The following is a 20,628-nucleotide window of genomic DNA, read 5'->3' as shown; positions in this document are numbered from 1 at the left end:
GTGCTACACGCGATTGCGATCGGTTGTCATTGGCAGGAGCGAAGCAATCGCAGTATCTTTTGTTTGCAGGGTTTTGCCGATCGAACTTTCTTGTCTAAATTGGACTGGGTGAGAGTGTGTCGGGCGATCGATCGTCCGACAAGACTCTTGGCGCAGTTGAACTCCCAAACAGAGTTTCGGAGTTCACCCACATGGGATACACAGCTTGAAGACATGAGTCGTGGAGAACAATCGCGGTTGAGATTTTAAGTTCAATCCCTCACCTTGAACTATCTGTGGAGTCAAAACTCAAAACTCAAATCTCAAATCGCTCAGCCTTGCACCCAAAGTGAATTTTCAAGTACATCAGGAAACCCAATATGTGCGATAAACTATCTATTTGACCAGTCCTAAAAAAGGTTTCCGATAAGATGAGTTCCCCAGCCACCGCTGCTTCCTCCGATATCGAGCCGCTATCGCCTGTGCCACAAACAGTCACGAGTTTGACTGTATCGCACAGTGCTTTGGTAGCTGCTGCTCAAGTGCCACAAAAATCTTGGACAATAGAAGATAGCGAGAAACTGTACCGAATTCAAGGTTGGGGCGAACCCTATTTTTCGATTAATGCCGCCGGTCACGTTACAGTCTCTCCCAAGGGCGATCGCGGCGGTTCCCTCGACTTGTGCGAACTGGTAGAATCGCTCAAGCAGCGAAATTTGGCTTTGCCGCTGCTAATTCGATTTTCTGATATTTTGGAAGACCGGATCGATCGCCTAAATTCCTGTTTTGCCAGAGCAATCGCCCGCTACAATTACAAAAATGTCTATCGCGGTGTTTTTCCAGTCAAATGCAACCAGCACCGACAATTAATTCAAGATTTGGTGCGTTTCGGTCAACCCCATCACTTCGGACTGGAAGCCGGATCGAAACCAGAATTAATGATTGCTTTGGCGACCTTAAAAACTCCAGGGGCTTTGTTAATTTGTAATGGTTATAAAGACCGCGAATACATAGAAACCGCGATTTTAGCGCAGCGGCTCGGTCAAACTTCGGTAATTGTACTGGAGCAAATTGAGGAAGTAGAACTCGCAATCACAGCGAGCAAAGCATTAGGAATTAAACCGATTTTGGGAGTGCGAGCCAAACTAACTACCAAAGGCGTTGGCCGCTGGGGAGGTTCCACGGGCGATCGGGCAAAATTTGGCTTGACAATTCCTGAAATTATCCGCGCAGTCAACGAACTAGAAAAAGCTGGAATGCTCGACTGTTTGCAGTTACTGCACTTCCACATCGGCTCTCAAATTTCCTCAATTAGCGTCATCAAAGATGCCATTCGAGAAGCCAGCCACATCTATGTAGAATTGGCTAAATTGGGAGCTAACATGAAATATTTGGACGTAGGGGGCGGGCTCGGCGTTGACTACGACGGCTCTAAAACCAACTTCCACGCTTCCAAAAACTACAATATGCAAAACTACGCCAACGACGTAGTAGCGGGAGTCAAAGATGCCTGTGACGAGCGGAAAATTCCTGTGCCAATTATCATTAGCGAAAGCGGGCGGGCGATCGCATCTCACCAATCAGTCCTAGTTTTTGACGTACTCGGAACTAGCGATGTCCCCAGAGAAGTACCAGAACCAGTAGACGAAAACGCCCACCAAATTCCGCGCAATCTCTACGAAATTTACCAATCTATCACTCCCGAAAATTACCAAGAAGTCTATCACGATGCTATCCAATTCAAGGAAGAAGCAGTCAGTTTATTTAACTTAGGCTATTTGGGAATTGCGGAACGGGCGAAAACCGAACAGTTGTACTGGGCTTGCTGCGATAAAATACAGACAATCGCGCGGCAAAAAGACTATGTATCGGAAGATTTGGAAGACTTAGAAAAGGTGATGGCGTCCATTTATTACATCAACTTATCTGTTTTCCAGTCAGTGCCAGACAGTTGGGCTATTAACCAATTGTTTCCTATTATGCCAATTAACCGGCTCGATGAAGAACCGACTCAGCGCGGTATTTTAGCAGATCTCACCTGCGACAGCGACGGCAAAATCGACCAATTTATTGATTTGCGAGATGTCAAGTCAGTTCTGGAACTGCATACAATCAAACCTGGAGAACCTTACTATTTAGCGCTGTTTTTGGGAGGTGCTTATCAAGAAATTATGGGCAACCTTCACAACTTATTCGGCGATGCAAATACGGTTCACATTCAGCTAACTCCTTCGGGATATCATATCGAACACGTTGTGAAGGGAGACACGATGAAAGAAGTTCTCAGCTACGTACAGTACGATGCAGAAAGTTTGGTTGAAAGCATCCGCCGTCAGACAGAATCAGCTTTGCAGCAAAATAAAATTACTCTTTCGGAGGCTCAACTTTTACTGCAAAATTACGAGCGGAGTCTCACCCAATATACTTATTTGCAGTCCTAATCAGTTGGCATTTGGCAGTTGGCAGTTGGCAGTTGGCAGTTGGCATTAGTCATTAGTCATTAGGAGTGCTGTCTCCGCTCGCGAACCTCATCCAAGGTCATTAGTCATTAGTTGATAACTGATGACTAATGACTTATTAGGTAGAGTGCAAACGAAGAACTTTAGCAATTACCAATTAGCAATTACCAATTAGCAATTACCAATTAGCAATTACCAATTAGCAATTACCAATTAGCAATTACCAATTACCAATTACCAATTCCCAATTACCAATTAGCAATTAGCAATTACCAATTCCCAATTACCAATTACCAATTACCAATTACCAATTCCCAATTCCCAATTACCAATTAGTCAGCAGTGCTGAGAATATCTGCGATCGCCCGTCGCTCTTCTCCTAGTATATTTGGTAACACTTGACGGGCATCAGTAATCAGCCAATCGAGAGCCGCCGCTTGCAAATCGATCGCCGCCCCGGTTTTGTCAACGCAGTAGCGCCCGAACACCAGTTTGTCAACCAACCGCACCTCTGGCCCCAAACGGGAATACTCAAAGATCACGCTGTTTTCTACAGTCGCCCCGCTGCAAAGCCAACAATTCGGGCCGATCATTGTCGGGCCGACAATTTTGGCTCCGTCTTCAATTTTCGTCATCGCACCAATGTAAACAGGCCCGGTAATATCAACCTTGTCCCAGTTGACAGCTACATTCAAACCAGCGTAAACGCCGGGGCGCACTTCAATTCCTGGAATCGAAACATTTTTAATTTCTCCCAACAGCACGCTCTGAATTGCTCGCCAATAATCAGGAACTTTCCCGATATCCACCCACTCAAAGTCCATGCTAATTCCGTAAAAAGGCGCACCTGCTGCTACTAGGGCGGGAAATAACTGCGAACCGATATCATATTCCATATCATGGGGAATATAATTGAATATTTCCGGTTCAAAAATATAAATACCAGTATTGATGTCGGTACTCAGAGCTTCCTCTACAGAAGGTTTTTCTTGGAAATCTTTAATTCTGCCAGAATCGTCTGTTACCACTACTCCATAACTGGGAACCTCATCGCGGGGAACAGATTTCATTACAATAGTAGCGATCGCCCCTTTTTCTCGGTGCCACTTCACAGCAGCAGTCAAGTCCAAGTCAATCAAAGCGTCGCCGCACAGCACCACAAAAGTATCGTCAAAAAACGGTGAGAAGTCCTGAATTCGCCTCATACCGCCAGCCGAACCGACGGCTTCTCCAATCATTTGTCCGTCTTCAATTCGCCCTTCAAAAGAATAGCCAATTTGTACCCCAAACTTTTGACCGTCGCGGAAGTAGTTTTCAATTACGTCGGCCAAGTGGGAAACATTGACCATAATCTGGTCAAATCCGTGCTGGCGGAGCAATTCAACCAAAAACTCCATCACAGGCTTTTGCAGGATGGGAATCATCGGTTTTGGTGTCGTGTGAGTAATGGGACGGACGCGAGTGCCTTTACCGGCCGCCAGAATCATCGCTTTCATGATTAACTTCCTCAACCCTCTGTTAATTGATATCAACTCAACAATTAGATGCTAGCGGTTGCGACCTTTATCGATCGCAGCACCATCCTAACCCCGCCCAAAAACGGGTATAATTTTCCGACGCGAGCGTTCGGATCGATTTCAAAATTTTAGACGCTAGTTCAAGCTCTCAGATTTACTGCGCTGCGAGTAAATCTAAAATCTAAAATCTAAAATCTAAAATCTAAAATCGACTGACCTGTTTATAGGCGATATCCTACCAGGCTATCAATCATTTATCCGGAATTTGCCTGGATTTAACCAACCAGGAATCAGAAATCAGAAATAATCTCAAGTCCGGTTGAATGTACCTAAAAGTCCTCTACAGGCAGGTTCGTCCGGAAGTCAAGAGTTCCAAGGACTGGTAAACCGGCCCCATAAGCCTATCTGATGCAGATCCAAGCTCAAAGCGCCCGGATTTTGAGGTCTTGGTAAAACTCCTCTTGAAGCAACTCTACTTTAGACTGAGCCGAGAGCAGCAACAACGCCCAAAAAACACCCACGCGGTCATAATTTGGTAAATGAACTTCCTCAGTCGATAGCGGGGGGTCGGGGTGGACAGATGAGTTAAAACCGTGATGGTGCCAGAGTTCCAGCAATTTGTCCAAGTCGAGCCAACCCTCATCAATTTCCTGGCCCCGTTCTGCCAGAAATCGATCGAGCTCGCTAGCAGTTTCCACGAGATTTTCTTGGTGAGCTAGCTCAAAGATAGCTTGGGCAGCTTGCGATCGCATTTTTGAAGTCGGGCGGCGGCGAGGAGCAACTGTCTGCTCCATTGCTGCTTTCATGAGCTGCAATTGCTCGATTAGTTCTGGGAGAGTTACCGGGCGTTTTTGTGGGAGTTGAGCTACACCGCGACGGCGCAGTTGTCGCTCCAGATGCTGCGGCATATTTCGCCCTCCTGAGTGCTCTGTGTCTTCGAGGGCTGCTTCGTCCAATTCGGGATTCGGCGGGGGTTCTGAGAGGACAATACTTTCTGCTTTGAGCAAAACCAGCATTGAAGCGTACAAAAATGCTTGGCCGGAGTGGGACAAATCGGAGAAATCCGAACTCTGATCGGCATCAGAGGCGTTGGTCAGCTTGCTCAAACATCGATCGAACACTTCAATGACTTTAACGTCCCAAGGATCGATTTCTCCCCGTTCTGCTAAATCAATTAAAATGGCGATCCCCTCAGAAATCGTTTCTAAACCATCTTGGTCTCTGGAAACAACCATTCGATTTTAGATTTTAGGTTTTAGATTTTAGATTTAGGGCTGATACACTCACCCGCCAATAAATCGGGTTTTTCAACCGAAATTGAGGGTTTTAATCAATCCAATAGGCTTGGGTTGTTCTCAGACAAACCGTATTAGTTTCTAGCCAACCGTGGGTACAGAAATGAGATTTGAGATTTTCCATCGCCACAAACCAGATAGAAACTGGGTGCATCTGAGTTTTGAAAATATGTTTGTAGGGGCGAAGCATGACCTCCGTGAATATGAGATTATAACTAATAACTTATATGCGGTCATGCTTCGCCCTCTTCTAAAGTGAGATGCACCCGAATAACTCAATTTAATTGCCAGATACATTATTTAACCAGCTTTGACCTCGGCTGCTGCTGTTCCTAAACTTGTCAGTTCTGCACTTTCTAACAAAGGTTGTTTTGCTTCTACTTCTGCTTTATAGCGTTCGATATCTTGTTGTAACTCCTGAATTTGCTGCTCTTTTTCGCGAACTTGGCGGATTTCTTGGCGAGAGGCGAGGGTTCGCTGCATTCTCGACCACAAACTGAACAGCCACGCTAAAACAGCTCCCAATCCTGTCGCTACAATTAGTTCTACGCACAGCGGGGCTTTAACTTGGACGCCTTTAATAATTTGAACGGTGGTCGGCTCTGTATTTTCGATGCTGAACAATACTAGAGCCAAGCAAATCAGAAAGATGAAGAAGAAATTTAGCGATCGCATTTTCTCTGTTCCTAATTCTCAATTTGGGTCAAGCAAATTCTTTGCTATTTGTCAACTAACTATTTTTTAGTAGATGCTGGCTGTTTGTTTAATAATATCAAGTCTGGTCAATTAATCATTGTATCCGGCGACTCAATTGATAAAAAATCCGATCGCATCTTGATGATTCTCCCTTGGATGACCAAAAGTTCAGTCATCCAACTGCGACCTCCAACTGAGAAACATATTTAGGCTTGACCGATGTTTTGCTGTTTTTTACCGATTAAGAGGGCTGGCAATATTTGATATTTTACAGCAATGCCCGCCGCCACAAATAAGGCAATAATCAGCGCCCCAATTCCTACGGGACTTGGAATCCAGAATGTCGCCTCCAAATAGTTAACTTCTCCAGGTTTCAGCTTCCACACTAACTGCTTTCCCTGCTGATAGCTTTGGGGAACCAGCGCACCGGCGACATTCGTTTCAATATTTTCGGCACCCCAAGGCGTGTTCAAGCTAAAGTCTAGCTCCAAAAGTCCCCCCGGATTCAGCAGAGGACTGCCGTTTGAGGAAACCAGAGCCAGAGAGCGCAAATCCAATTCCAAACTTAACCGATTTCGCAGCACCAATAACAAATTATTCTGCTTGACACTCAGGTGAGATTCAAACTTGGGCAAATCGGTTTCTAGGGGACTTGCGACGCGAGATTTGGCAGTTTGTGCGATCGGATTGTAAAATTGGTTGAACTTGTCTTCTAATTCGGCTCCATTATTGAATGGAATCGTCACTATAACTTCTCTCTCAGAAAGCCGTTTAGTTTTTCCGTCGAGCAATCTCGCCCGCTTCTCTACACTTTTCAACCAATCTCCAACTGTTTCGCTGCTGAAGCTTGTCAACCTTTCCCCCAGTTTAATGTGCTGCACCATTGCGCCGTGAGTTTGACTGTCAAAGTTGACTCCGACATCGTACTGAACGCATCCAGTCACTAAATTTAAAATGCAAAAAACCAAAGGTAAAAGAAAGAAAAAGTGCTTTTTCTTCTTCCCAGTTCCATCCTTGACATTTTGCTCTTTCATGGTACCTTTTTCCCTATTTTTTCCTATTTGCATGAATTAGCAAAGCCAGGTTTGTAGTGAGGACTTCAGTCCTTCTTGACTCAACTAAGATAAGAGGACTAAAGTCCTCACTACAAACCTATTTTATAGCAGTCGATTGGTGACAGAAACAGTTTTTTTTGTGGCTGTGTCGGAGTCACCTGAAATTAACCGCACTGAACTTATTGCCTCGAAGCTACACCCAACTGTTGAAATAGCATACTCGGTAAATATGCTCCACCGCCTACCCATTCGGCTTCGCTGCTTAAATCTGCCAAATTTTTAAAGGCTTCAAAAATACTGCCTGCCACCATTGTATTCTTGACGCGACCGACAATTTTGCCTTTTTCTACTTTATAGCCTAAGTCCAAGTTGACAGAAAATTCGCCAGCTAACTGATTGGACTGACCGGCACCTAAAACTTGTTCTACTATGAGACCTTCATCCATGCTAGCAATCAAGTCTTGGGTGCTGGTGTTTCCTGGGGAAATGCAGAAGTTGGTCAAGTTTGGGCCCGGGCGAGACAATCCGCCACGAAAACCGTTGCCAGTCGATCGTACACCGGCGCGAGCAGCCCACCTGCGATCCCAATAAAATCCGGTGACAGTTCCTTTGTCAATTAAGACTTTGCGGGTGGTGGGGGTTCCTTCGTCGTCAAAGGGACAAGCAGATGGGCCCAAAGTGGGGTCTTCAAAAAAGGTGAAGCGTTCGTCAAATAAGGTTTCGCCGATTTTGTCGGCTAGGGGAGAGGCTTTTTGAACTACTGCTTGACCTGAAAGGATGGTATCAAAGAGGCCTCCGAGGGTGCTGGCGGCGGCTCTGGGGGTAAATAATACTGGGTAGGAACCGCTGGCGATGGTGGCTGAATGTTCGGCGAGGCGGTATTTTTCGAGGAGTGATTGCAGGATGCTGTTGGTGTCGATCGCCCGATCGCGCGCTACGTCGTAACTGTATGCTTGCATAAAGTCTTCTCCTACTACCAAATTGCCTGCGATCGTCCCGCTGACTATTTGGCTGCTTCTTTCGGCATACACGTCTCGCGTCGTGGCAATTTTCACGCGGCCGTGGCGGACGTGAAAGCCGACATCTACCATAATATCGGGATTGTAGGCGTGGACTTGCTCGATGAGGTTTTTGCCATTTTCGACTAATTCGGCTGTTGTGGGCGGAGTATAGGTGGTTTCCGGGCCTTTTAGGTGGAAGTCGGAAGCCAGTTCAAATTCTGCGGGGTCGCCGATTTCGGCGGTTTGAATGGCTGCATCGACTAAATCGTCTATCCGGGTTAAATCGGTGGAACTAGCAAAGCCGATTTTGCCATTGTAAATCAGCCGGAGTGCTACGCCTCGGAGGGCTTTGGTTTGGAGGGATTTGAGGCGATTGTTCTCAAATTCGATCGGCGTGTCTTGACTGGACAGATAGTATACTTCAGCGGCATCCGCTCGCTGACTTGCCAATTTCAAAATCTGCTCTATGGTTGAATCGCTCACAATAATCGCCTTTCTGGTTTGGTCTTTATTTTATTTTAGCGATTTTGGGTGTGGCCAGAAACCGGGTTTCTAAATCCCGCACGCCTAGTCGAAGAAACCGGGTTTCTACGAGATTTTACGCATCCTCACGAGATATTCGCGAGAAACCGGGTTTCTAAATCGCGCGCGCAAACTTACGATCGATCTCCAGCCATCTGCTGAACTCTAGCAATAATTTCGTTCACTGTCTCCACGTCGGGCGATCGCAAATGCTGTAAAATCTCCAAAGATTGCTGTAAATAATTGAAAGCTTGGTCAAAATATCCCTGCTTTGCTAACAACTGTCCAAGCATTGCGAAAGTAGCAGTTGTTCCTTGCAAAAACTTAGAAACCGGGTTTTTCGCGAATCTACCGGCTACAGCGAAGTATTGTCAGAAAATTCTGGTTTCTGGACATCCACGCGTCAAAACTTAGAAATTGGGTTTTTCGCGAATCTGTCGGCTACAGCGAAGTATTAGATAAAAACCAGGTTTCTCGATACCCGCGCGTCAAGCCGAAGTTCATTCCTCTATAATTGTAATTCGCACTGTTGAAAAACATAGTTAACCGCTGCAAACAGTCGCTCTAAGTCCTGAATTGTATAGAAAACTTTATTTTGAGTAAACATTTCTAATTTGAGCTTGCCAAATTGCCACATTGCCCCATTAGAAACAATCCCAAAGATAGTTTGTTCTGGTTCATTGTTCAGTCGCTGCACAGCGATCGTTGCTGCTAAACACTGCCCCCATCCTTCATCAAAGGCGCTCTCTTTCTTGGCTTCAACTAAGATGAAATAGGGCTTATCAAAAACTACTGTCCCAAGGCTGGAGCGCTTTGCCAATATATAATCTGGAATCCCTGACAAATTTTCATTGTAGACTAAGGTTTGGTGACTCCAGAGGAGGAAATTACTGCGATAAATTTTCCAAACTTCTTTCAAAACAGGATAAATGATATTTTCACAAATGGCGATTTCCGAGTTGTCAAATACTCCCTCATTGAAAATCAGTTCTAATTCATTCCGAAAAATGTCGCTGACTGCAAATTCTGTTTCGACAATGAAGTTATCCCGCAGGTAATTAATCTGGAATTCCTTGGCGACGGCGCTGATGCTTTTATAACTGCTAAAAGGCATTGCTTAACTTATCTGAATAACGTAAAACGTTCTTGTGTTAGCTCCCCAACCTCTTAAAGAAGTCGCGCAGCTCGCCTTCACAAATCAAATGATTAATAATTGATAAATAAGCCACCTAAAATCAAAACTATCGCAATTAACGCCACCCAGATAAACCTGTTATCTTTCGTATTAACTTGACTCAAATCTACAGGTTCGGCTACAACTGGCTTGGGTTTGGCGTACTTGATATCAGCGTTCGGATTGGCTTGAAAATTGATTGATTTATTCTCATCCAAAGCTGCTAAATCGGGAATTTTTACTGTCCATTCGTCAGGGATACTGAGTTTGGGGGCTTCGAGAATGAATAGCAGGCGCTTTGCTTGTTGGCGGGTTTCTTGGCGGGGATGGCGGGTGAGTTTGCGGCAAAGCTCGATCGCCCTTTCTGTGTCGCCAGAGGCTTCGTAGGCTGTCACCAGCCACATCTGCACCTCGCCACCTAGTCGGGAAGTGCGATCGACCAAACCTGTCGCTGTTTCTAAACTTTGGATAGCTTGACCGTAGCGGCCGCTCTCAAAAGCTACTCGACCAGCTTGGTACTCAGTTTCAACTATTTCTAACTTTTCTGAAGTCACCAGCGCCCACCCAATTGACAAATATTATTTTACCAAATTCCCCAAACCCTAGAATTCGCTGTTGTTTGACGACATACCGGACTCGTTGTCACGCTTGGAACCCAGTAAGTCTAACTGGTCTACTCTGATGACAGGCATCGATCGATTTGCTCCGGTGCTCCGATCTTGCCAGCGATCGAACTTCAAAGAGCCTGTTACCCCTATTTGAGCACCTTTGCGAACGTAGTCAGCAGCAATTTGGGCTGTTTTTCCCCAGATTTCGAGGGTAAACCAGTCTGGTTCGTCGGTCTTGGTCGATCGCCTCCTCACTGCTAGCGTCAACTTGCACTTAACTGTACCAGACTCAAAATACTTCACGTCCGGGTCGCCACCGACGCGGCCGACCAAAGTCACAACATTAAGACTCATAAATTTTTTCGGGAATGTGCTCGATTGGTGATGTAGTTAAAATCTCCCTGAACGGCGAGATCCTCCAAAATTAACTTGGAACAGCGCGAATCAGGGCTTCATCCTGATTTTACACCCACTTACCAGAACATATTTATTGTGGATGATTGGCGAGCCTGAATTCAACATATGCTCGACAATGTACATTTCTGACTAGACTCAGGATGAAAAACGTAATAGAATCCACCTCGGTTACACTTTTGTAACAACATTATTGCACACATTAGTATTTTAGTTTTGGGGGGGTACAAATCAGTGGGTCTTCTCAATCGATTTTCCTTATCTAGAGATATGGGTATCGACCTCGGTACTGCTAACACGCTCGTTTATGTATCCGGCAAAGGTATTGTTCTGCAAGAACCGTCCGTAGTGGCGATCGATCAAGACTTAAAAATACCGCTGGCGGTTGGAGAAGATGCTAAAAAAATGCTCGGGCGCACGCCTGGGAACGTCATAGCACTGCGCCCGCTGCGTGACGGGGTAATCGCCGACTTCGATACTGCCGAACTCATGCTCAAGACTTTTATCCGCAGGGTTCACGAAGGCAAAAGCTTAGTTTCGCCGCGGATCATTATTGGCATCCCCAGCGGTGTCACTGGAGTCGAGAGGCGGGCTGTCATTGAGGCGGCTACTCAAGCTGGTGCTAGAGAAGTACGGTTAATTGATGAACCTATCGCTGCGGCGATCGGGGCTGGACTGCCTGTGGCTGAGGCGACTGGCAATATGATTATAGATATCGGTGGGGGTACGACGGAAGTTGCGGTTTTGAGTTTGCAAGGTACGGTGATCAGTGAGTCAGTCCGGGTGGCGGGCGATGAACTCAATGAGGCGATCGTCCAATACATGAAAAAAGTTCACAATTTGGTGATCGGCGAACGTACTGCTGAAGAAATTAAAATTCAGGTTGGTTCAGCATATCCAACTCCACAGGATGACGACGTGATGATGGAAGTGCGTGGGTTGCACTTGCTCTCCGGTTTGCCACGAACTGTTACGATCAAAGGCCCAGAAATTCGCGAAAGTATGTCGGAACCTCTTTCAGTAATCGTGGAAGCCGTCAAGCGTACTTTGGAACGCACTCCCCCGGAATTAGCAGCAGATATTATTGACAGAGGAATTATGCTGGCCGGTGGTGGGGCGCTGATGAAAGGTTTAGATACTCTGATCAGTCACGAAACAGGAATTGTCACTCACGTGGCAGCAGATCCTCTGTGCTGCGTAGTTTTGGGAACCGGTAGGGTCTTGGAAAACAAACAGTTGGAACGGGTTTTCAGCGGGCAGTCGTCACGCAATATGTAGTTAACAAATTTGGGATTTTGGATTTAGAACTAGGGCTGCCATCTAAAATCTAAAATCCTGACATAACAATTTTAGATTAGTGAGATTATGCTAAAAAACACACTCCGCAGGTGGTGGGATCTGCGTCTACAAATTGCTCTTTTAGGTTTAGCTGTAACAGCCGCTTGGGGAGTTCGACAAACACAAGGTGCTGCACTATTTGAAGTTTACAATTGGGTGACTCGTCCGTTTCACGCCAACGGTTCTGGTCAAGAGCAGCTCATCTCGGCGCGCACTCAAGAATTGCAAGCACAGGTATTAGAATTAGAAACTCAAAATCAGAAGCTAAAAGAGCTTGTAGGTTACGTGTCTGCTAAGAAATCTAAAGGGATTGTCGCTCCTATTGTCGGCCGCAGTGCTGACCACTGGTGGCAGCAAGTAACTTTGGGGCGCGGCAGTAATGATGGTATCAAAACAGATTTTACTGTGATGGGCCCGGGCGGTTTAGTAGGTCGGGTTGTCAGCGTTACTCCTAATACTAGCTTGGTGCTGTTAGCTAGCGACCCTACAAGTAAATTGGGTGTGGGAATTACCCGCAGTCGCAACATGGGTTTTATGCACGGTAAAGGCGGAAATCAGGCTGTGATGGAGTTTTTTGATAATGTTCCCAATGTCAAGCCTGGGGATGTGGTTTCAACTTCTTCTTTCAGCCAGTTATTTCCTGCTGGTTTGCCGGTGGGAAAAGTGGTTTCGGTGGATCTGAATAAAACTCCGGCCCCGGAAGCTATTGTTGAGTTTTCTGCACCGATGAATTCTCTGGAATGGGGGGTAGTTTACCCCCACGATAAGCAAGCCGAACTCAAGGCTTCGCAGGGTGAATCTTCTGCACCGTCAGGGGGAGCAAAGCAGCAATGAAGCGTTTACCTCGGATGTCTTCGCGATTGCGCCAATTTCTCAACTTCGGCGTTACATTTGTTTCTGTGATGCTGTGCATATTGATATTGCCCACCCGGATGCCGGGAATGGAATTGTTGGGAATTAGCCCGAATTGGCTGTTAATTTGGTTGGTAGCTTGGAGTATTAAGCGGAAGCGTACAGTTTTGGGAGCTGCTAGCATGGGTATGGCTTTGGGGTTTCTTCAAGATGCGATGACTGCTCCTCATCCCACCCATGCTGTAAGTCTAGTTGTTGTCGGTGTCTTAACTGTTGTTTTGCAGAAAAGCTGGTCGATTCCGGCTGATATTGTTGAGAGAGATCCGATTCCGATCGCCTTAATTGTGTTTGGGATGGCGGTGGTGGCGGAAACGGTGATGGGCCTGCAATTTTTCGCTATGGGCGATCGGGCTTTACTGGACATTTGGAGTTATCACCAGCGTGTGGCTTTGTGTTCTGCTATTCTCAGCAGTCTTTGGGCTCCGGTGATTTATTTTCCCCTCAATCGCTTGTGGGAAATGACAAAGAAATTAGAAAAATCTTAGTCAGTTGACAGTTGACAGTTGACAGTTGACAGTTGACAGTTGACAGTTGACAGTTGACAGTTGGTAGGGGCGGTGCCCCCGTTCCCGCCCCTGACAGGTGTAGGTTTTCCCCTGGCAAAACCCAGCAAATCTAGACAGTGCAAAGGTTTTGGGCTTTTGCCTCTTAAAATCTCAAACTCTTATGGGATAAGGCTTTTACCAAAAAACTACACCCGTCAGCGTGCCCGCCCTCTCTCTCTCTCAGTTGACAGTTGACAGTTAACAGTTGGCAGTTTTCATTAGACCTCTTGCAAAAATCGGAAAACACCCTGAAATTATCTGCGTTTATCTGTGTTTATCTGTCTGAAATCTGCGGTTGAAGGATCGATCGAAGACTTATGCAAGAGGTCTATTAGTTAGCTTAATTGGGGCTTACACACGGGTAGCGAGAAACCGGGTTTTTTACGAAAATACTTCTAATCAGCCCACTGATTCGGTAAAAAACCCGGTTTATAAAATTCGGAATGCGTCCAAGACTGTAGTCAGTCTACTATCACTTGTGGTGCTGAACCTAATAAGTGATGAACGGCAATAATCAAGTCGCTAAGAATGAAATTCGGCTGGTGCTTTTGCAGTTGATAGCGGCTGCGAATGCCGCAGGTAACGGCAATTGTAGGTATTCCCAATGCTTGTCCGGCGAGGATATCTGCTTCGGTATCTCCGATCATCCAAGCCGAGTTCAGGGATGACTCAAATTCTTCTGCAACTTCAGCCAACAATTCAGTTTTTAAGGCTGTATAGTTGTGATATGCAGCATCCGGCATCTGAGTGCCGCGAATGCTGGTAAACAATCTGGCTAAACCGTAATTTTGCAATAGTTGAACGGCTTGATTTCTCGGCCGCAAGGTGACTAAAATCAGCCGCACGCCGCGAGAATGCAGAAGTGCGATCGCCCATTGTACTCCTGGCTGGATGCGATCTAAGTGCAACAAGTCTGGCTGATTGACAATCCGACTCACGCAGCCGAGAAAAATGTGAATTTCTTCTCCCGACAAGCCGGAACTTTTGGCTATTTCAGCATCGGGCACTCGGTTTTGCTTCATTTGCCAAAACTGCTGTTTGCTGAGAATTTGGAGTTTGAGGTTGATTCCTCGCGCGTCGTAGGCTGCTTGAGTGTCGGCTAATCCCTGTTGATAGGTTGTGTAATAGCGATCGGACACATCGACAATAGGCCCGTCTAAATCGCAAAATACCGTCATCCGGGGGGACGAGTCAGCTTCTGATGGTAGCTTGTATTGAAGGTTTTCGGAGTCCGGGCCAACAGCAGTTAACATATAAGGTTAAGTAAATCTGGGTAGCGATACATTTATTTACTTTAGCAAGAATTGTATAAGTTAGAATAGAAAGATTAAACTTAGATTATTAAGAAAACCTATTTAAATTCGGGATCCTCTTCGAGGGCTGCGCCAACGGGCGATCGGGCATGGTGCATGGACATTAATCTGTGTGGTGACTGCTGACTAATGACTTCTTCATTCTTTTTGCGTTTGTTGATGATAGCTGGAGACATTAAACTTTAGACTTAAGTTTTTAGCCATTTGTCCTCATATGCTCAAACACAGCGATTTTGCGCGGAACGTAGAAACCAATCGGGTTCAGGTGCTTTCAGAAGCACTGCCTTACATTCAACAGTTTGCCGGCCGCACGATTGTGGTCAAATACGGCGGCGCGGCAATGAAGGATGGCCGTCTCAAAGAAAAGGTAATCCGAGATATTGTGCTGCTATCCTGCGTGGGGATGCGTCCGGTGGTGGTTCACGGTGGAGGCCCGGAAATTAATATTTGGCTGGAAAAGCTGGGCATTGAGCCGCAATTTAAGGATGGTTTGAGGGTGACTGATGCCGCGACGATGGAAGTCGTGGAGATGGTTTTGGTGGGGAAGGTGAATAAGGAAATTGTTTCGTTAATTAACCAAGCTGGTGGCAAGGCAGTAGGGTTGTGCGGCATTGATGGCAATCTGATTCAAGCTCGTCCAGATGGCCGGGAGGGGATTGGGTTTGTGGGCGAAGTCAGCGGCGTAAAAATCCAGATTTTGGAATCTTTGGTCAACAGCGGATATATTCCGGTGGTGTCGAGTGTGGCTGCGGACGAAAACGGTCAATCTTACAATATTAATGCTGACACGGTGGCTGGAGAGATTGCGGCTGGTTTGGGAGCAGAAAAGTTAATTCTGATGACTGATACTGCGGGAATTTTGGAGGATTATCACAACCCAGACAGTTTGATTGTGAAGTTAGATATTCAAGAGGCCCGACAGTTAATTGAGTCTGGGATTGTTTCTGGGGGGATGATTCCGAAGGTTAATTGTTGCGTGCGGAGTTTAGCTCAGGGCGTTAAGGCTGCTCATATTATTGATGGTCGCCTGGAACACGCTTTGCTGCAAGAAATTTTCAGCGATTCGGGTATTGGGTCGATGATTGTTGCTTCGGGATACGGTGGGACGAAGTAAAATGTATTGAAGGGCGATCGCACTTTCGGACAATAAGTGCGATCGTCCTTTTTTCAAAACTGTAGCAACCAATAGTCAAATCGCATAAAAGGTGAGTAATTGACTTGCTATACTTAAGGCATCATGCTAGTTTGTAAGTCAGATGAACACGATCGCGATCGCCCTTTCAGATGAACGCCTACTAAAATTACAACAAGTCGCGAACAACTTAAATGTCTCGATAGAAGAGTTAGTTTTAATAGGCATAGAAAACTTACTCGCACAGGAAGAAGTTTCTTCACAAAATACCGCTCAAAATATTCTCAACAAAAATGCTGAAATCTCCCCTGAGATAGTTGAGAAATTTTATGCACTAGCCTCGGATTGGGAGGAAGATGTTGCTGGACTGTCTTCAACTGCCCAAATGTCTCAGCATCCTGCCTATCAGGAAATTATTAGTATGGGAACTCAAATCCTACCGCTGTTGCTATCAGAATTGAAAAAAAATCCTGTTTACTGGTTGTCGGCTTTGGGTGCAATTACGGGTGAAAATCCGATTAAACCAGAACAAAGGGGAAGGATAAAACAGATGGCTTCAGCTTGGATAGAGTGGGGTAGAAATCAAGGCTACGCGATTGAATAGAATGTATAGAATACCAGAATTTGAATTTAAGTGGCCGAATTTGTCTGGCACGGATTATCAAGTTACCAGTCCGAAATCTCAAGAATATAACTGCTTTGCATGGGCTGCTGGGGAAGACGATCGTTGGTGGCAACCGATACCTGAAGAGCAATTTTATTGGCCTGACGGTGTGCCGCAAGAGGAGACTCTAGAAGCGTATATTCAGGCTTATCAAACGCTGGGATATGAAATTTGTAAAGGCGATGGATTAGAAATTGGATATCAGAAAATAGCGATATATGTTAATTCGATCGGTATTCCAACTCATGCAGCTAGACAATTAGCGAATGGTAAGTGGACGAGTAAGCTTGGCTGGTTAGAAGATATTGAACATGAACTCGATGGATTGGTTGGCGACAGGTACGGAATTATCGGTCAAATTCTCAAACGTGCGGTAAATTAGGAAAGGGCGATCGTACTTTGACCAGTCCTCATAGATGCCGACAAACTGACTAATGCAAGCTAAAGATTCGTCTTAAGGCATTTTTTACCTGTCACTGAAGAGTCTGTACATTAGGATATGCCAGAATTTTTGCATCAGCAGTTAGTAACGGACACGCGCAAATTCTCGCAGTTGCCACAATGATTTGATCTGCTGGATCGCGGTGAAAACCGGTGAGTTTAGTTGACTCAACAATGATGGGAATGGTGAGTTCGAGTAGCTGCACTCCGGGATAAGCCAAAGCTTGTTTTAACCACTCATCAACTGTAACTGACAAAGTAAGTCTTCCCATTTCTACTAATTTAGAAACCTCCCAACAAGAAATGATGCTGACTCCTAAACCTTGAGATTGATATTGTTGTATCCAGTCCCGATGTTTCTGAGTCAGTCGTGTGTTATCGTCAACCCACCAAATCCATATATGAGTATCTAGTACAATCATTGTAAGACTTCCCAATCTTCCAACGAAACCGCAGGTTCAAACGGTTCATCATAATGAATGACTGTACCACGCAAAGGATAGAGAAAAGTATTTTTCATGGTTTCATTTACCAAATTTAGATAGCTAATGAATTCTCGATATCCATCCAATTCTGTTTGTTCTTCGGAAGTTAGATTTGATACTTGTTGTTGAGCTGTTAAATTTTTAATTCGTTCCTGGGTTTGAATAGAAGCGCTGAATATTAAGAGTCCGTTGACCAACTCAATGTGGACAGAACCTTCGCTGGGCAAGCTGTTGGGTAAGTGAGGCAGTTTGAGGGGTAAATTAGCAATCATGGCATTAATTGACTATATTTGATGTTGGTTTTTTAATTATACCGATCGCTCTGTTGAATTTGACAGTTGTTGCCATGCTGAAATTATAGAGCGATCGCACTTTCGGACAAAAAGGGCGATCGTACTTTGGGAAAAAGAAACAATTACGCTACACCCAAAACATTATGAGACTGCTTTGAGGTATTGCGTTACTGGCTTCAAATCGATATCATCGTTGGAAGTAAGTATTTTGAATAAATGACTGGGGATGCCTGCTGCAATCAAAGCTTCCATCGCGCGATCGAGCTTTGAGAAGTCTTCATAGATGCCAACAAACTGACTTACGCAAGCTAAAGATTCATCTTTCGGGTCATTGACTCCCGTGTATCTGTACTGAATATCAAAACCTGCTTTTTCGCCAATTTCTTCGATATCCCAGTCTACAAGATTAAGATCGATCGCTTCAACGGCCAGGGCAATATGACCGGGCGGTATGGGGTCAAGAGGCTCGCAGCACCAGCCCTCAGAATGATTCCAGACACTTTGACCAACTGATTCTCTAATTTTCATGTCTTTTCCCTCACTGAAAGTAGCAGCGAAACCCGGCTTTATAGTTAAATAAGCTTAACATTTGAAAGGTGAAAATTAGGTTATGTTAAACTACAACTAGCCAGATGGCGTTTTAGCGTAAGTTATAATCAAGATCGATGTGTCCGGTTAATCTCCCATGACTACACAATCTGCTTCGCGTTATGTCGCACGTCACCCTGGAATCTTGCAAGGGGAACCAATTATCGCAGGAACGAGAACTTCCGTTCGTGCGATCGTGGAATTGTGGCGTTTGGGTATTACTCCTGAAGAAATCCCGATGCACTTACCTCATCTGAAATTAGCTCAAATTTTTGACGCACTGAGCTTTTATTTGGATAACCAGGAAGAAATAAATACTTATATTGAGCGCAATCGAATTCCCGAAGAATTGATTCATCCTGCTGTGAAAGCTGCCATGAAAAAACCGTGAAACTATTTGCAACTATTCATACAGATGAAGATGTTTCTAGGCTCGTAGCGACTTTGCTGCGGGCTAGAGGTTTTGATGTGACGACAACGAGCGAACAGGGAATGTTGAGTCAATTGGATAACCAACAATTGGCTTATGCTGCATCTGTCGATCGATGTTTGCTGACTCACAATCGTGTGGATTTTGAGCGATTACACCTAGAATATATGACAGAAGGACGGGAACATTCTGGAATTATTGTGACTCCTCAAAAGAACGCCTATGAGATTGTCCAATTGAAAATAATTAGGGGGTGAGCAGGAGTTATAATGAAACTACCCAATGGCGATCGGGCTGAAGTTTCTCTGCAAAAGCTAGTCGGCTACTGCTTAAATCCAGAGCATTCTCGCGGAAAACACAAAGCCAGAGTCTTTGCATCGGTTTTGGGAATCACGGCTAATAATGCAGAAGTTTTGCAAGAGCTTATTCAAAAAGCAGCCATTGAAGGTGAAGTTGTCCAAGAAAATACTACTGATTTTGGGCAACAGTTTAAAGTTGATTGGACTGTACCCGATACAGCGGGGATTGAGCTTCGGACAATCTGGGAAATTACTCTGACTAATTCTAACCCTCGTTTGATTTCAGCTTTCTTAAACCATGATAAAAAACTTTAGACTTTTGGATTCTGTGGCGATTCTCAAGCCGGTTTCAAATACGCGATTAACGCTAGTGGAACCGGAATACGAATCTGTTTCTAGTTTGCCAGTAGGACTTGTGGGAACTATTGTCGAAGTGTATGATACGGTTCGGGAATGTCAGTATTTAGTGGAGTTTGCTGATAGTCAAGGGATTGAATATGCTATGGCTATTTTGAAGGCAGATGAAATTTTAGTTCTGCAATATGAACTTGCAGTTGCTTAGGAATGTGAGGGGAATAGAAGTTCGATAAGGGCGATCGCACTTTGACGAGTCTTCATAGATGCCGACAAACTGAGTGACGCAAGCTAAAGATTCATCTTTAGGGTCATTCACTCCCGTGTATCTGTCGCCCATTGATGGAGTTTCAGTGCTACACTAAAATTACAGCATTGTTCGGTGGCAATTGCGTCATTCCCTACTTGCACGAGGAAAATACATGGTAACTACGCTCGAAATTGACAAAACTCTTCTTCAAGAAGCCCTTGATTTGAGTAACCATCCAACACCTACTACATTAATCGAAGCGGCTTTACGCGAGTACATCCAACGTCGCAAACAATTAAAAATATTGGAATTGTTTGGTACTATTGAATACGATGAAGATTATAACTACAAGCAACAGCGACAAACAACATGAATGTTCTTGTTGATAGTTCCGTTTGGTCGTTGGCATTGCGACGCAACACAACAAACGATGCGATCGCGATCGTTAAAGTCTTACAAGATTTGATTGGAGATGGACGAGTTGTTTTACTGGGGGCTATTCGTCAGGAGGTGCTTTCTGGGGTACGCTACAAGGAACAGTTTACAAGGGTTGCAAGAGTATCTTCGTGCTTTTCCTGATTTAGAGCTAACAACTGAAGATTATGAGTTAGCCGCAGAGTTTTTCAATACCTGTCGCAGTAATGGTGTTCAGGGTTCAAATACTGATTTTCTGCTATGTGCTGTTGCTCATCGTCGCGGCTACAGCATTTTGACTACTGATAAAGATTTTGAGAATTTCCGATCGCACATTCCTGTCGTATTGCTATGAGGGTGATTTCTCAGTTTATATCTTAACTTAAAGATGCCGATCGCACTTTCGGAAAATAAAGGCGATCGCCCTTTGGGACAATAAGGGCGATCGCC

33 protein-coding genes are annotated in these 20,628 nt (G+C 45.1%); 16 read left to right on the top strand and 17 right to left on the bottom strand.

Translation table 11 applies throughout. The features are described 5' to 3' along the window. Positions 1–3: 3 nt before the first annotated feature. Positions 4–168 carry a hypothetical protein gene (locus JGK14_RS19035; protein WP_293212080.1) on the bottom strand — a complete coding sequence of 55 codons (165 nt, stop codon included), beginning with the start codon at positions 166–168 and terminating at the stop codon, positions 4–6. A 242-nt stretch (positions 169–410) separates the two neighbouring features. On the opposite strand from JGK14_RS19035, the gene speA reads away from it, so the two are divergent. Beyond that, on the top strand, positions 411–2,420 hold the full coding sequence (gene speA, locus JGK14_RS19030) for a biosynthetic arginine decarboxylase (RefSeq protein WP_293224767.1): 2,010 nt from the start codon (positions 411–413) through the stop codon (positions 2,418–2,420). Positions 2,421–2,636: 216 nt separating this feature from the next. Beyond that, on the top strand, positions 2,637–2,774 hold the full coding sequence (locus JGK14_RS19025; protein ID WP_325315382.1) for a hypothetical protein: 138 nt from the start codon (positions 2,637–2,639) through the stop codon (positions 2,772–2,774). On the opposite strand, the gene JGK14_RS19020 is transcribed toward JGK14_RS19025, so the two are convergent. The 4 genes from JGK14_RS19020 to JGK14_RS19005 form a co-directional block, all read right to left on the bottom strand. After that, positions 2,771–3,934, bottom strand: a complete 1,164-nt coding sequence (locus JGK14_RS19020) for an NDP-sugar synthase (protein ID WP_293181817.1) — start codon at positions 3,932–3,934, stop codon at positions 2,771–2,773. The genes JGK14_RS19025 and JGK14_RS19020 overlap by 4 nt on opposite strands. 443 nt (positions 3,935–4,377) lie before the next feature. After that, a complete protein-coding gene (locus JGK14_RS19015; RefSeq protein WP_293181819.1) occupies positions 4,378–5,190 on the bottom strand; it encodes a segregation/condensation protein A in 813 nt (270 codons plus the stop codon). Between the two features lie 91 nt (positions 5,191–5,281). After that, on the bottom strand, positions 5,282–5,440 hold the full coding sequence (locus tag JGK14_RS19010; protein WP_293181821.1) for a hypothetical protein: 159 nt from the start codon (positions 5,438–5,440) through the stop codon (positions 5,282–5,284). A gap of 110 nt (positions 5,441–5,550) precedes the next feature. Further along, on the bottom strand, positions 5,551–5,925 hold the full coding sequence (locus JGK14_RS19005) for a LapA family protein (protein WP_293153976.1): 375 nt from the start codon (positions 5,923–5,925) through the stop codon (positions 5,551–5,553). Positions 5,926–5,973: 48 nt separating this feature from the next. Between JGK14_RS19005 and JGK14_RS19000 the strand changes: the two genes are divergently transcribed. Continuing rightward, on the top strand, positions 5,974–6,156 hold the full coding sequence (locus tag JGK14_RS19000) for a hypothetical protein (RefSeq protein WP_293181824.1): 183 nt from the start codon (positions 5,974–5,976) through the stop codon (positions 6,154–6,156). On the opposite strand, the gene JGK14_RS18995 is transcribed toward JGK14_RS19000, so the two are convergent. The 6 genes from JGK14_RS18995 to JGK14_RS18970 form a co-directional block, all read right to left on the bottom strand. Beyond that, positions 6,153–6,980 carry a DUF3153 domain-containing protein gene (locus JGK14_RS18995; protein WP_293181826.1) on the bottom strand — a complete coding sequence of 276 codons (828 nt, stop codon included), beginning with the start codon at positions 6,978–6,980 and terminating at the stop codon, positions 6,153–6,155. The genes JGK14_RS19000 and JGK14_RS18995 overlap by 4 nt on opposite strands. Positions 6,981–7,180: 200 nt before the next feature. Continuing rightward, complete coding sequence (locus JGK14_RS18990; RefSeq protein ID WP_293181828.1) at positions 7,181–8,485, bottom strand: TldD/PmbA family protein; 1,305 nt, start codon at positions 8,483–8,485, stop codon at positions 7,181–7,183. Positions 8,486–8,658: 173 nt separating this feature from the next. After that, the gene (locus tag JGK14_RS18985; protein ID WP_293181830.1) at positions 8,659–8,817 is read right to left on the bottom strand and encodes a hypothetical protein; all 159 of its coding nucleotides are present in this window, start codon (positions 8,815–8,817) and stop codon (positions 8,659–8,661) included. A 215-nt stretch (positions 8,818–9,032) separates the two neighbouring features. Beyond that, entirely contained in the window at positions 9,033–9,638 is a 606-nt protein-coding gene (locus tag JGK14_RS18980; RefSeq protein ID WP_293181832.1) for a hypothetical protein, read from the bottom strand. A 92-nt stretch (positions 9,639–9,730) separates the two neighbouring features. Continuing rightward, complete coding sequence (locus JGK14_RS18975) at positions 9,731–10,252, bottom strand: tetratricopeptide repeat protein (RefSeq protein WP_293181957.1); 522 nt, start codon at positions 10,250–10,252, stop codon at positions 9,731–9,733. Between the two features lie 48 nt (positions 10,253–10,300). Beyond that, positions 10,301–10,660, bottom strand: a complete 360-nt coding sequence (locus tag JGK14_RS18970) for a single-stranded DNA-binding protein (protein WP_293181834.1) — start codon at positions 10,658–10,660, stop codon at positions 10,301–10,303. Positions 10,661–10,990: 330 nt separating this feature from the next. Here JGK14_RS18970 and JGK14_RS18965 point away from each other — a divergent pair, with 330 nt between their 5' ends. The 3 genes from JGK14_RS18965 to mreD all read left to right on the top strand — a co-directional run bounded on the left by JGK14_RS18965 (position 10,991) and on the right by mreD (position 13,455). Beyond that, entirely contained in the window at positions 10,991–11,998 is a 1,008-nt protein-coding gene (locus JGK14_RS18965) for a rod shape-determining protein (protein WP_293181959.1), read from the top strand. An 87-nt stretch (positions 11,999–12,085) separates the two neighbouring features. Further along, positions 12,086–12,892, top strand: coding sequence for a rod shape-determining protein MreC (gene mreC / locus JGK14_RS18960; RefSeq protein WP_293181836.1), 807 nt, complete (start codon positions 12,086–12,088; stop codon positions 12,890–12,892). After that, positions 12,889–13,455, top strand: a complete 567-nt coding sequence (mreD, locus tag JGK14_RS18955; RefSeq protein ID WP_293181838.1) for a rod shape-determining protein MreD — start codon at positions 12,889–12,891, stop codon at positions 13,453–13,455. The genes mreC and mreD overlap by 4 nt, the downstream gene beginning before the upstream one ends. Before the next feature lie 521 nt (positions 13,456–13,976). Here mreD and JGK14_RS18950 read toward each other — a convergent pair. Together JGK14_RS18950 and JGK14_RS18945 are read right to left on the bottom strand one after the other, a co-directional pair. After that, on the bottom strand, positions 13,977–14,768 hold the full coding sequence (locus JGK14_RS18950) for an HAD family hydrolase (RefSeq protein ID WP_293326049.1): 792 nt from the start codon (positions 14,766–14,768) through the stop codon (positions 13,977–13,979). Between the two features lie 98 nt (positions 14,769–14,866). Next, a complete protein-coding gene (locus JGK14_RS18945) occupies positions 14,867–15,004 on the bottom strand; it encodes a hypothetical protein (RefSeq protein WP_293313655.1) in 138 nt (45 codons plus the stop codon). 38 nt (positions 15,005–15,042) lie between these two features. Between JGK14_RS18945 and argB the strand changes: the two genes are divergently transcribed. The 3 genes from argB to JGK14_RS18930 all read left to right on the top strand — a co-directional run bounded on the left by argB (position 15,043) and on the right by JGK14_RS18930 (position 17,006). Continuing rightward, complete coding sequence (gene argB / locus JGK14_RS18940) at positions 15,043–15,942, top strand: acetylglutamate kinase (RefSeq protein WP_293181842.1); 900 nt, start codon at positions 15,043–15,045, stop codon at positions 15,940–15,942. A 142-nt stretch (positions 15,943–16,084) separates the two neighbouring features. Next, positions 16,085–16,564: a hypothetical protein gene (locus tag JGK14_RS18935; protein ID WP_293181844.1), complete on the top strand. Its 480-nt coding sequence runs from the start codon at positions 16,085–16,087 to the stop codon at positions 16,562–16,564. Position 16,565: 1 nt separating this feature from the next. Further along, positions 16,566–17,006, top strand: coding sequence for a DUF7689 domain-containing protein (locus JGK14_RS18930; RefSeq protein ID WP_293181846.1), 441 nt, complete (start codon positions 16,566–16,568; stop codon positions 17,004–17,006). A 91-nt stretch (positions 17,007–17,097) separates the two neighbouring features. Here the strand turns inward: JGK14_RS18930 and JGK14_RS18925 are convergent, their stop codons facing one another. The 3 genes from JGK14_RS18925 to JGK14_RS18915 form a co-directional block, all read right to left on the bottom strand. Next, positions 17,098–17,487 (bottom strand): type II toxin-antitoxin system VapC family toxin, encoded by a 390-nt coding sequence (locus JGK14_RS18925; protein ID WP_293181848.1) that lies wholly within the window; start codon positions 17,485–17,487, stop codon positions 17,098–17,100. Further along, positions 17,484–17,822: a hypothetical protein gene (locus JGK14_RS18920; RefSeq protein WP_293181850.1), complete on the bottom strand. Its 339-nt coding sequence runs from the start codon at positions 17,820–17,822 to the stop codon at positions 17,484–17,486. The genes JGK14_RS18925 and JGK14_RS18920 overlap by 4 nt, the downstream gene beginning before the upstream one ends. Positions 17,823–17,984: 162 nt before the next feature. Beyond that, a complete protein-coding gene (locus JGK14_RS18915) occupies positions 17,985–18,371 on the bottom strand; it encodes a hypothetical protein (RefSeq protein WP_293181852.1) in 387 nt (128 codons plus the stop codon). A gap of 157 nt (positions 18,372–18,528) precedes the next feature. Between JGK14_RS18915 and JGK14_RS18910 the strand changes: the two genes are divergently transcribed. The 4 genes from JGK14_RS18910 to JGK14_RS18895 are packed head-to-tail and all read left to right on the top strand — an operon-like array spanning position 18,529 to position 19,722. Next, positions 18,529–18,822, top strand: a complete 294-nt coding sequence (locus JGK14_RS18910) for a DUF433 domain-containing protein (RefSeq protein WP_293181854.1) — start codon at positions 18,529–18,531, stop codon at positions 18,820–18,822. Then, a complete protein-coding gene (locus tag JGK14_RS18905; protein ID WP_293181856.1) occupies positions 18,819–19,118 on the top strand; it encodes a DUF5615 family PIN-like protein in 300 nt (99 codons plus the stop codon). The genes JGK14_RS18910 and JGK14_RS18905 overlap by 4 nt, the downstream gene beginning before the upstream one ends. 12 nt (positions 19,119–19,130) lie before the next feature. Next, positions 19,131–19,475, top strand: coding sequence for a DUF6883 domain-containing protein (locus JGK14_RS18900; protein WP_293181858.1), 345 nt, complete (start codon positions 19,131–19,133; stop codon positions 19,473–19,475). Continuing rightward, on the top strand, positions 19,459–19,722 hold the full coding sequence (locus JGK14_RS18895; RefSeq protein WP_293181861.1) for a DUF4926 domain-containing protein: 264 nt from the start codon (positions 19,459–19,461) through the stop codon (positions 19,720–19,722). The genes JGK14_RS18900 and JGK14_RS18895 overlap by 17 nt, the downstream gene beginning before the upstream one ends. Here JGK14_RS18895 and JGK14_RS18890 read toward each other — a convergent pair. After that, entirely contained in the window at positions 19,690–19,854 is a 165-nt protein-coding gene (locus JGK14_RS18890; protein ID WP_293181863.1) for a hypothetical protein, read from the bottom strand. The genes JGK14_RS18895 and JGK14_RS18890 overlap by 33 nt on opposite strands. 82 nt (positions 19,855–19,936) lie before the next feature. Between JGK14_RS18890 and JGK14_RS18885 the strand changes: the two genes are divergently transcribed. From JGK14_RS18885 to JGK14_RS18875, 3 genes are read left to right on the top strand one after another with little or no spacing between them, the layout of a single operon-like run. Then, complete coding sequence (locus tag JGK14_RS18885) at positions 19,937–20,137, top strand: type II toxin-antitoxin system VapB family antitoxin (RefSeq protein ID WP_293253702.1); 201 nt, start codon at positions 19,937–19,939, stop codon at positions 20,135–20,137. Continuing rightward, the gene (locus JGK14_RS18880; protein ID WP_293191653.1) at positions 20,134–20,343 is read left to right on the top strand and encodes a hypothetical protein; all 210 of its coding nucleotides are present in this window, start codon (positions 20,134–20,136) and stop codon (positions 20,341–20,343) included. The genes JGK14_RS18885 and JGK14_RS18880 overlap by 4 nt, the downstream gene beginning before the upstream one ends. Continuing rightward, positions 20,315–20,533, top strand: a complete 219-nt coding sequence (locus JGK14_RS18875; RefSeq protein WP_325315378.1) for a PIN domain-containing protein — start codon at positions 20,315–20,317, stop codon at positions 20,531–20,533. The genes JGK14_RS18880 and JGK14_RS18875 overlap by 29 nt, the downstream gene beginning before the upstream one ends. The last annotated feature ends 95 nt before the right edge of the window (positions 20,534–20,628 follow it).

This window comes from Microcoleus sp. PH2017_28_MFU_U_A (genome assembly GCF_020738035.1).
Classification (GTDB): domain Bacteria; phylum Cyanobacteriota; class Cyanobacteriia; order Cyanobacteriales; family Microcoleaceae; genus Microcoleus.
Note: the sequence above shows the minus strand (reverse complement) of the source record. Positions and strands in the feature narration are given on the sequence as shown.

What these genes read in the sequence shown, in the direction of transcription:
- speA (WP_293224767.1), top strand. Translation starts at nt 411, where the DNA reads ATGAGTTCCCCAGCCACCGCTGCTTCCTCCGATATCGAGCCGCTATCG.
- JGK14_RS19020 (WP_293181817.1), bottom strand. Translation starts at nt 3,934, where the DNA reads ATGAAAGCGATGATTCTGGCGGCCGGTAAAGGCACTCGCGTCCGTCCC.
- JGK14_RS19015 (WP_293181819.1), bottom strand. Translation starts at nt 5,190, where the DNA reads ATGGTTGTTTCCAGAGACCAAGATGGTTTAGAAACGATTTCTGAGGGG.
- JGK14_RS19010 (WP_293181821.1), bottom strand. Translation starts at nt 5,440, where the DNA reads ATGCTTCGCCCCTACAAACATATTTTCAAAACTCAGATGCACCCAGTT.
- JGK14_RS19005 (WP_293153976.1), bottom strand. Translation starts at nt 5,925, where the DNA reads ATGCGATCGCTAAATTTCTTCTTCATCTTTCTGATTTGCTTGGCTCTA.
- JGK14_RS18995 (WP_293181826.1), bottom strand. Translation starts at nt 6,980, where the DNA reads ATGAAAGAGCAAAATGTCAAGGATGGAACTGGGAAGAAGAAAAAGCAC.
- JGK14_RS18985 (WP_293181830.1), bottom strand. Translation starts at nt 8,817, where the DNA reads ATGCTTGGACAGTTGTTAGCAAAGCAGGGATATTTTGACCAAGCTTTC.
- JGK14_RS18980 (WP_293181832.1), bottom strand. Translation starts at nt 9,638, where the DNA reads ATGCCTTTTAGCAGTTATAAAAGCATCAGCGCCGTCGCCAAGGAATTC.
- JGK14_RS18970 (WP_293181834.1), bottom strand. Translation starts at nt 10,660, where the DNA reads ATGAGTCTTAATGTTGTGACTTTGGTCGGCCGCGTCGGTGGCGACCCG.
- JGK14_RS18965 (WP_293181959.1), top strand. Translation starts at nt 10,991, where the DNA reads ATGGGTATCGACCTCGGTACTGCTAACACGCTCGTTTATGTATCCGGC.
- mreC (WP_293181836.1), top strand. Translation starts at nt 12,086, where the DNA reads ATGCTAAAAAACACACTCCGCAGGTGGTGGGATCTGCGTCTACAAATT.
- mreD (WP_293181838.1), top strand. Translation starts at nt 12,889, where the DNA reads ATGAAGCGTTTACCTCGGATGTCTTCGCGATTGCGCCAATTTCTCAAC.
- JGK14_RS18950 (WP_293326049.1), bottom strand. Translation starts at nt 14,768, where the DNA reads ATGTTAACTGCTGTTGGCCCGGACTCCGAAAACCTTCAATACAAGCTA.
- JGK14_RS18945 (WP_293313655.1), bottom strand. Translation starts at nt 15,004, where the DNA reads ATGTCTCCAGCTATCATCAACAAACGCAAAAAGAATGAAGAAGTCATT.
- argB (WP_293181842.1), top strand. Translation starts at nt 15,043, where the DNA reads ATGCTCAAACACAGCGATTTTGCGCGGAACGTAGAAACCAATCGGGTT.
- JGK14_RS18935 (WP_293181844.1), top strand. Translation starts at nt 16,085, where the DNA reads ATGAACACGATCGCGATCGCCCTTTCAGATGAACGCCTACTAAAATTA.
- JGK14_RS18930 (WP_293181846.1), top strand. Translation starts at nt 16,566, where the DNA reads ATGTATAGAATACCAGAATTTGAATTTAAGTGGCCGAATTTGTCTGGC.
- JGK14_RS18925 (WP_293181848.1), bottom strand. Translation starts at nt 17,487, where the DNA reads ATGATTGTACTAGATACTCATATATGGATTTGGTGGGTTGACGATAAC.
- JGK14_RS18920 (WP_293181850.1), bottom strand. Translation starts at nt 17,822, where the DNA reads ATGATTGCTAATTTACCCCTCAAACTGCCTCACTTACCCAACAGCTTG.
- JGK14_RS18915 (WP_293181852.1), bottom strand. Translation starts at nt 18,371, where the DNA reads ATGAAAATTAGAGAATCAGTTGGTCAAAGTGTCTGGAATCATTCTGAG.
- JGK14_RS18910 (WP_293181854.1), top strand. Translation starts at nt 18,529, where the DNA reads ATGACTACACAATCTGCTTCGCGTTATGTCGCACGTCACCCTGGAATC.
- JGK14_RS18900 (WP_293181858.1), top strand. Translation starts at nt 19,131, where the DNA reads ATGAAACTACCCAATGGCGATCGGGCTGAAGTTTCTCTGCAAAAGCTA.
- JGK14_RS18895 (WP_293181861.1), top strand. Translation starts at nt 19,459, where the DNA reads ATGATAAAAAACTTTAGACTTTTGGATTCTGTGGCGATTCTCAAGCCG.
- JGK14_RS18890 (WP_293181863.1), bottom strand. Translation starts at nt 19,854, where the DNA reads ATGGGCGACAGATACACGGGAGTGAATGACCCTAAAGATGAATCTTTA.
- JGK14_RS18885 (WP_293253702.1), top strand. Translation starts at nt 19,937, where the DNA reads ATGGTAACTACGCTCGAAATTGACAAAACTCTTCTTCAAGAAGCCCTT.
- JGK14_RS18880 (WP_293191653.1), top strand. Translation starts at nt 20,134, where the DNA reads ATGAATGTTCTTGTTGATAGTTCCGTTTGGTCGTTGGCATTGCGACGC.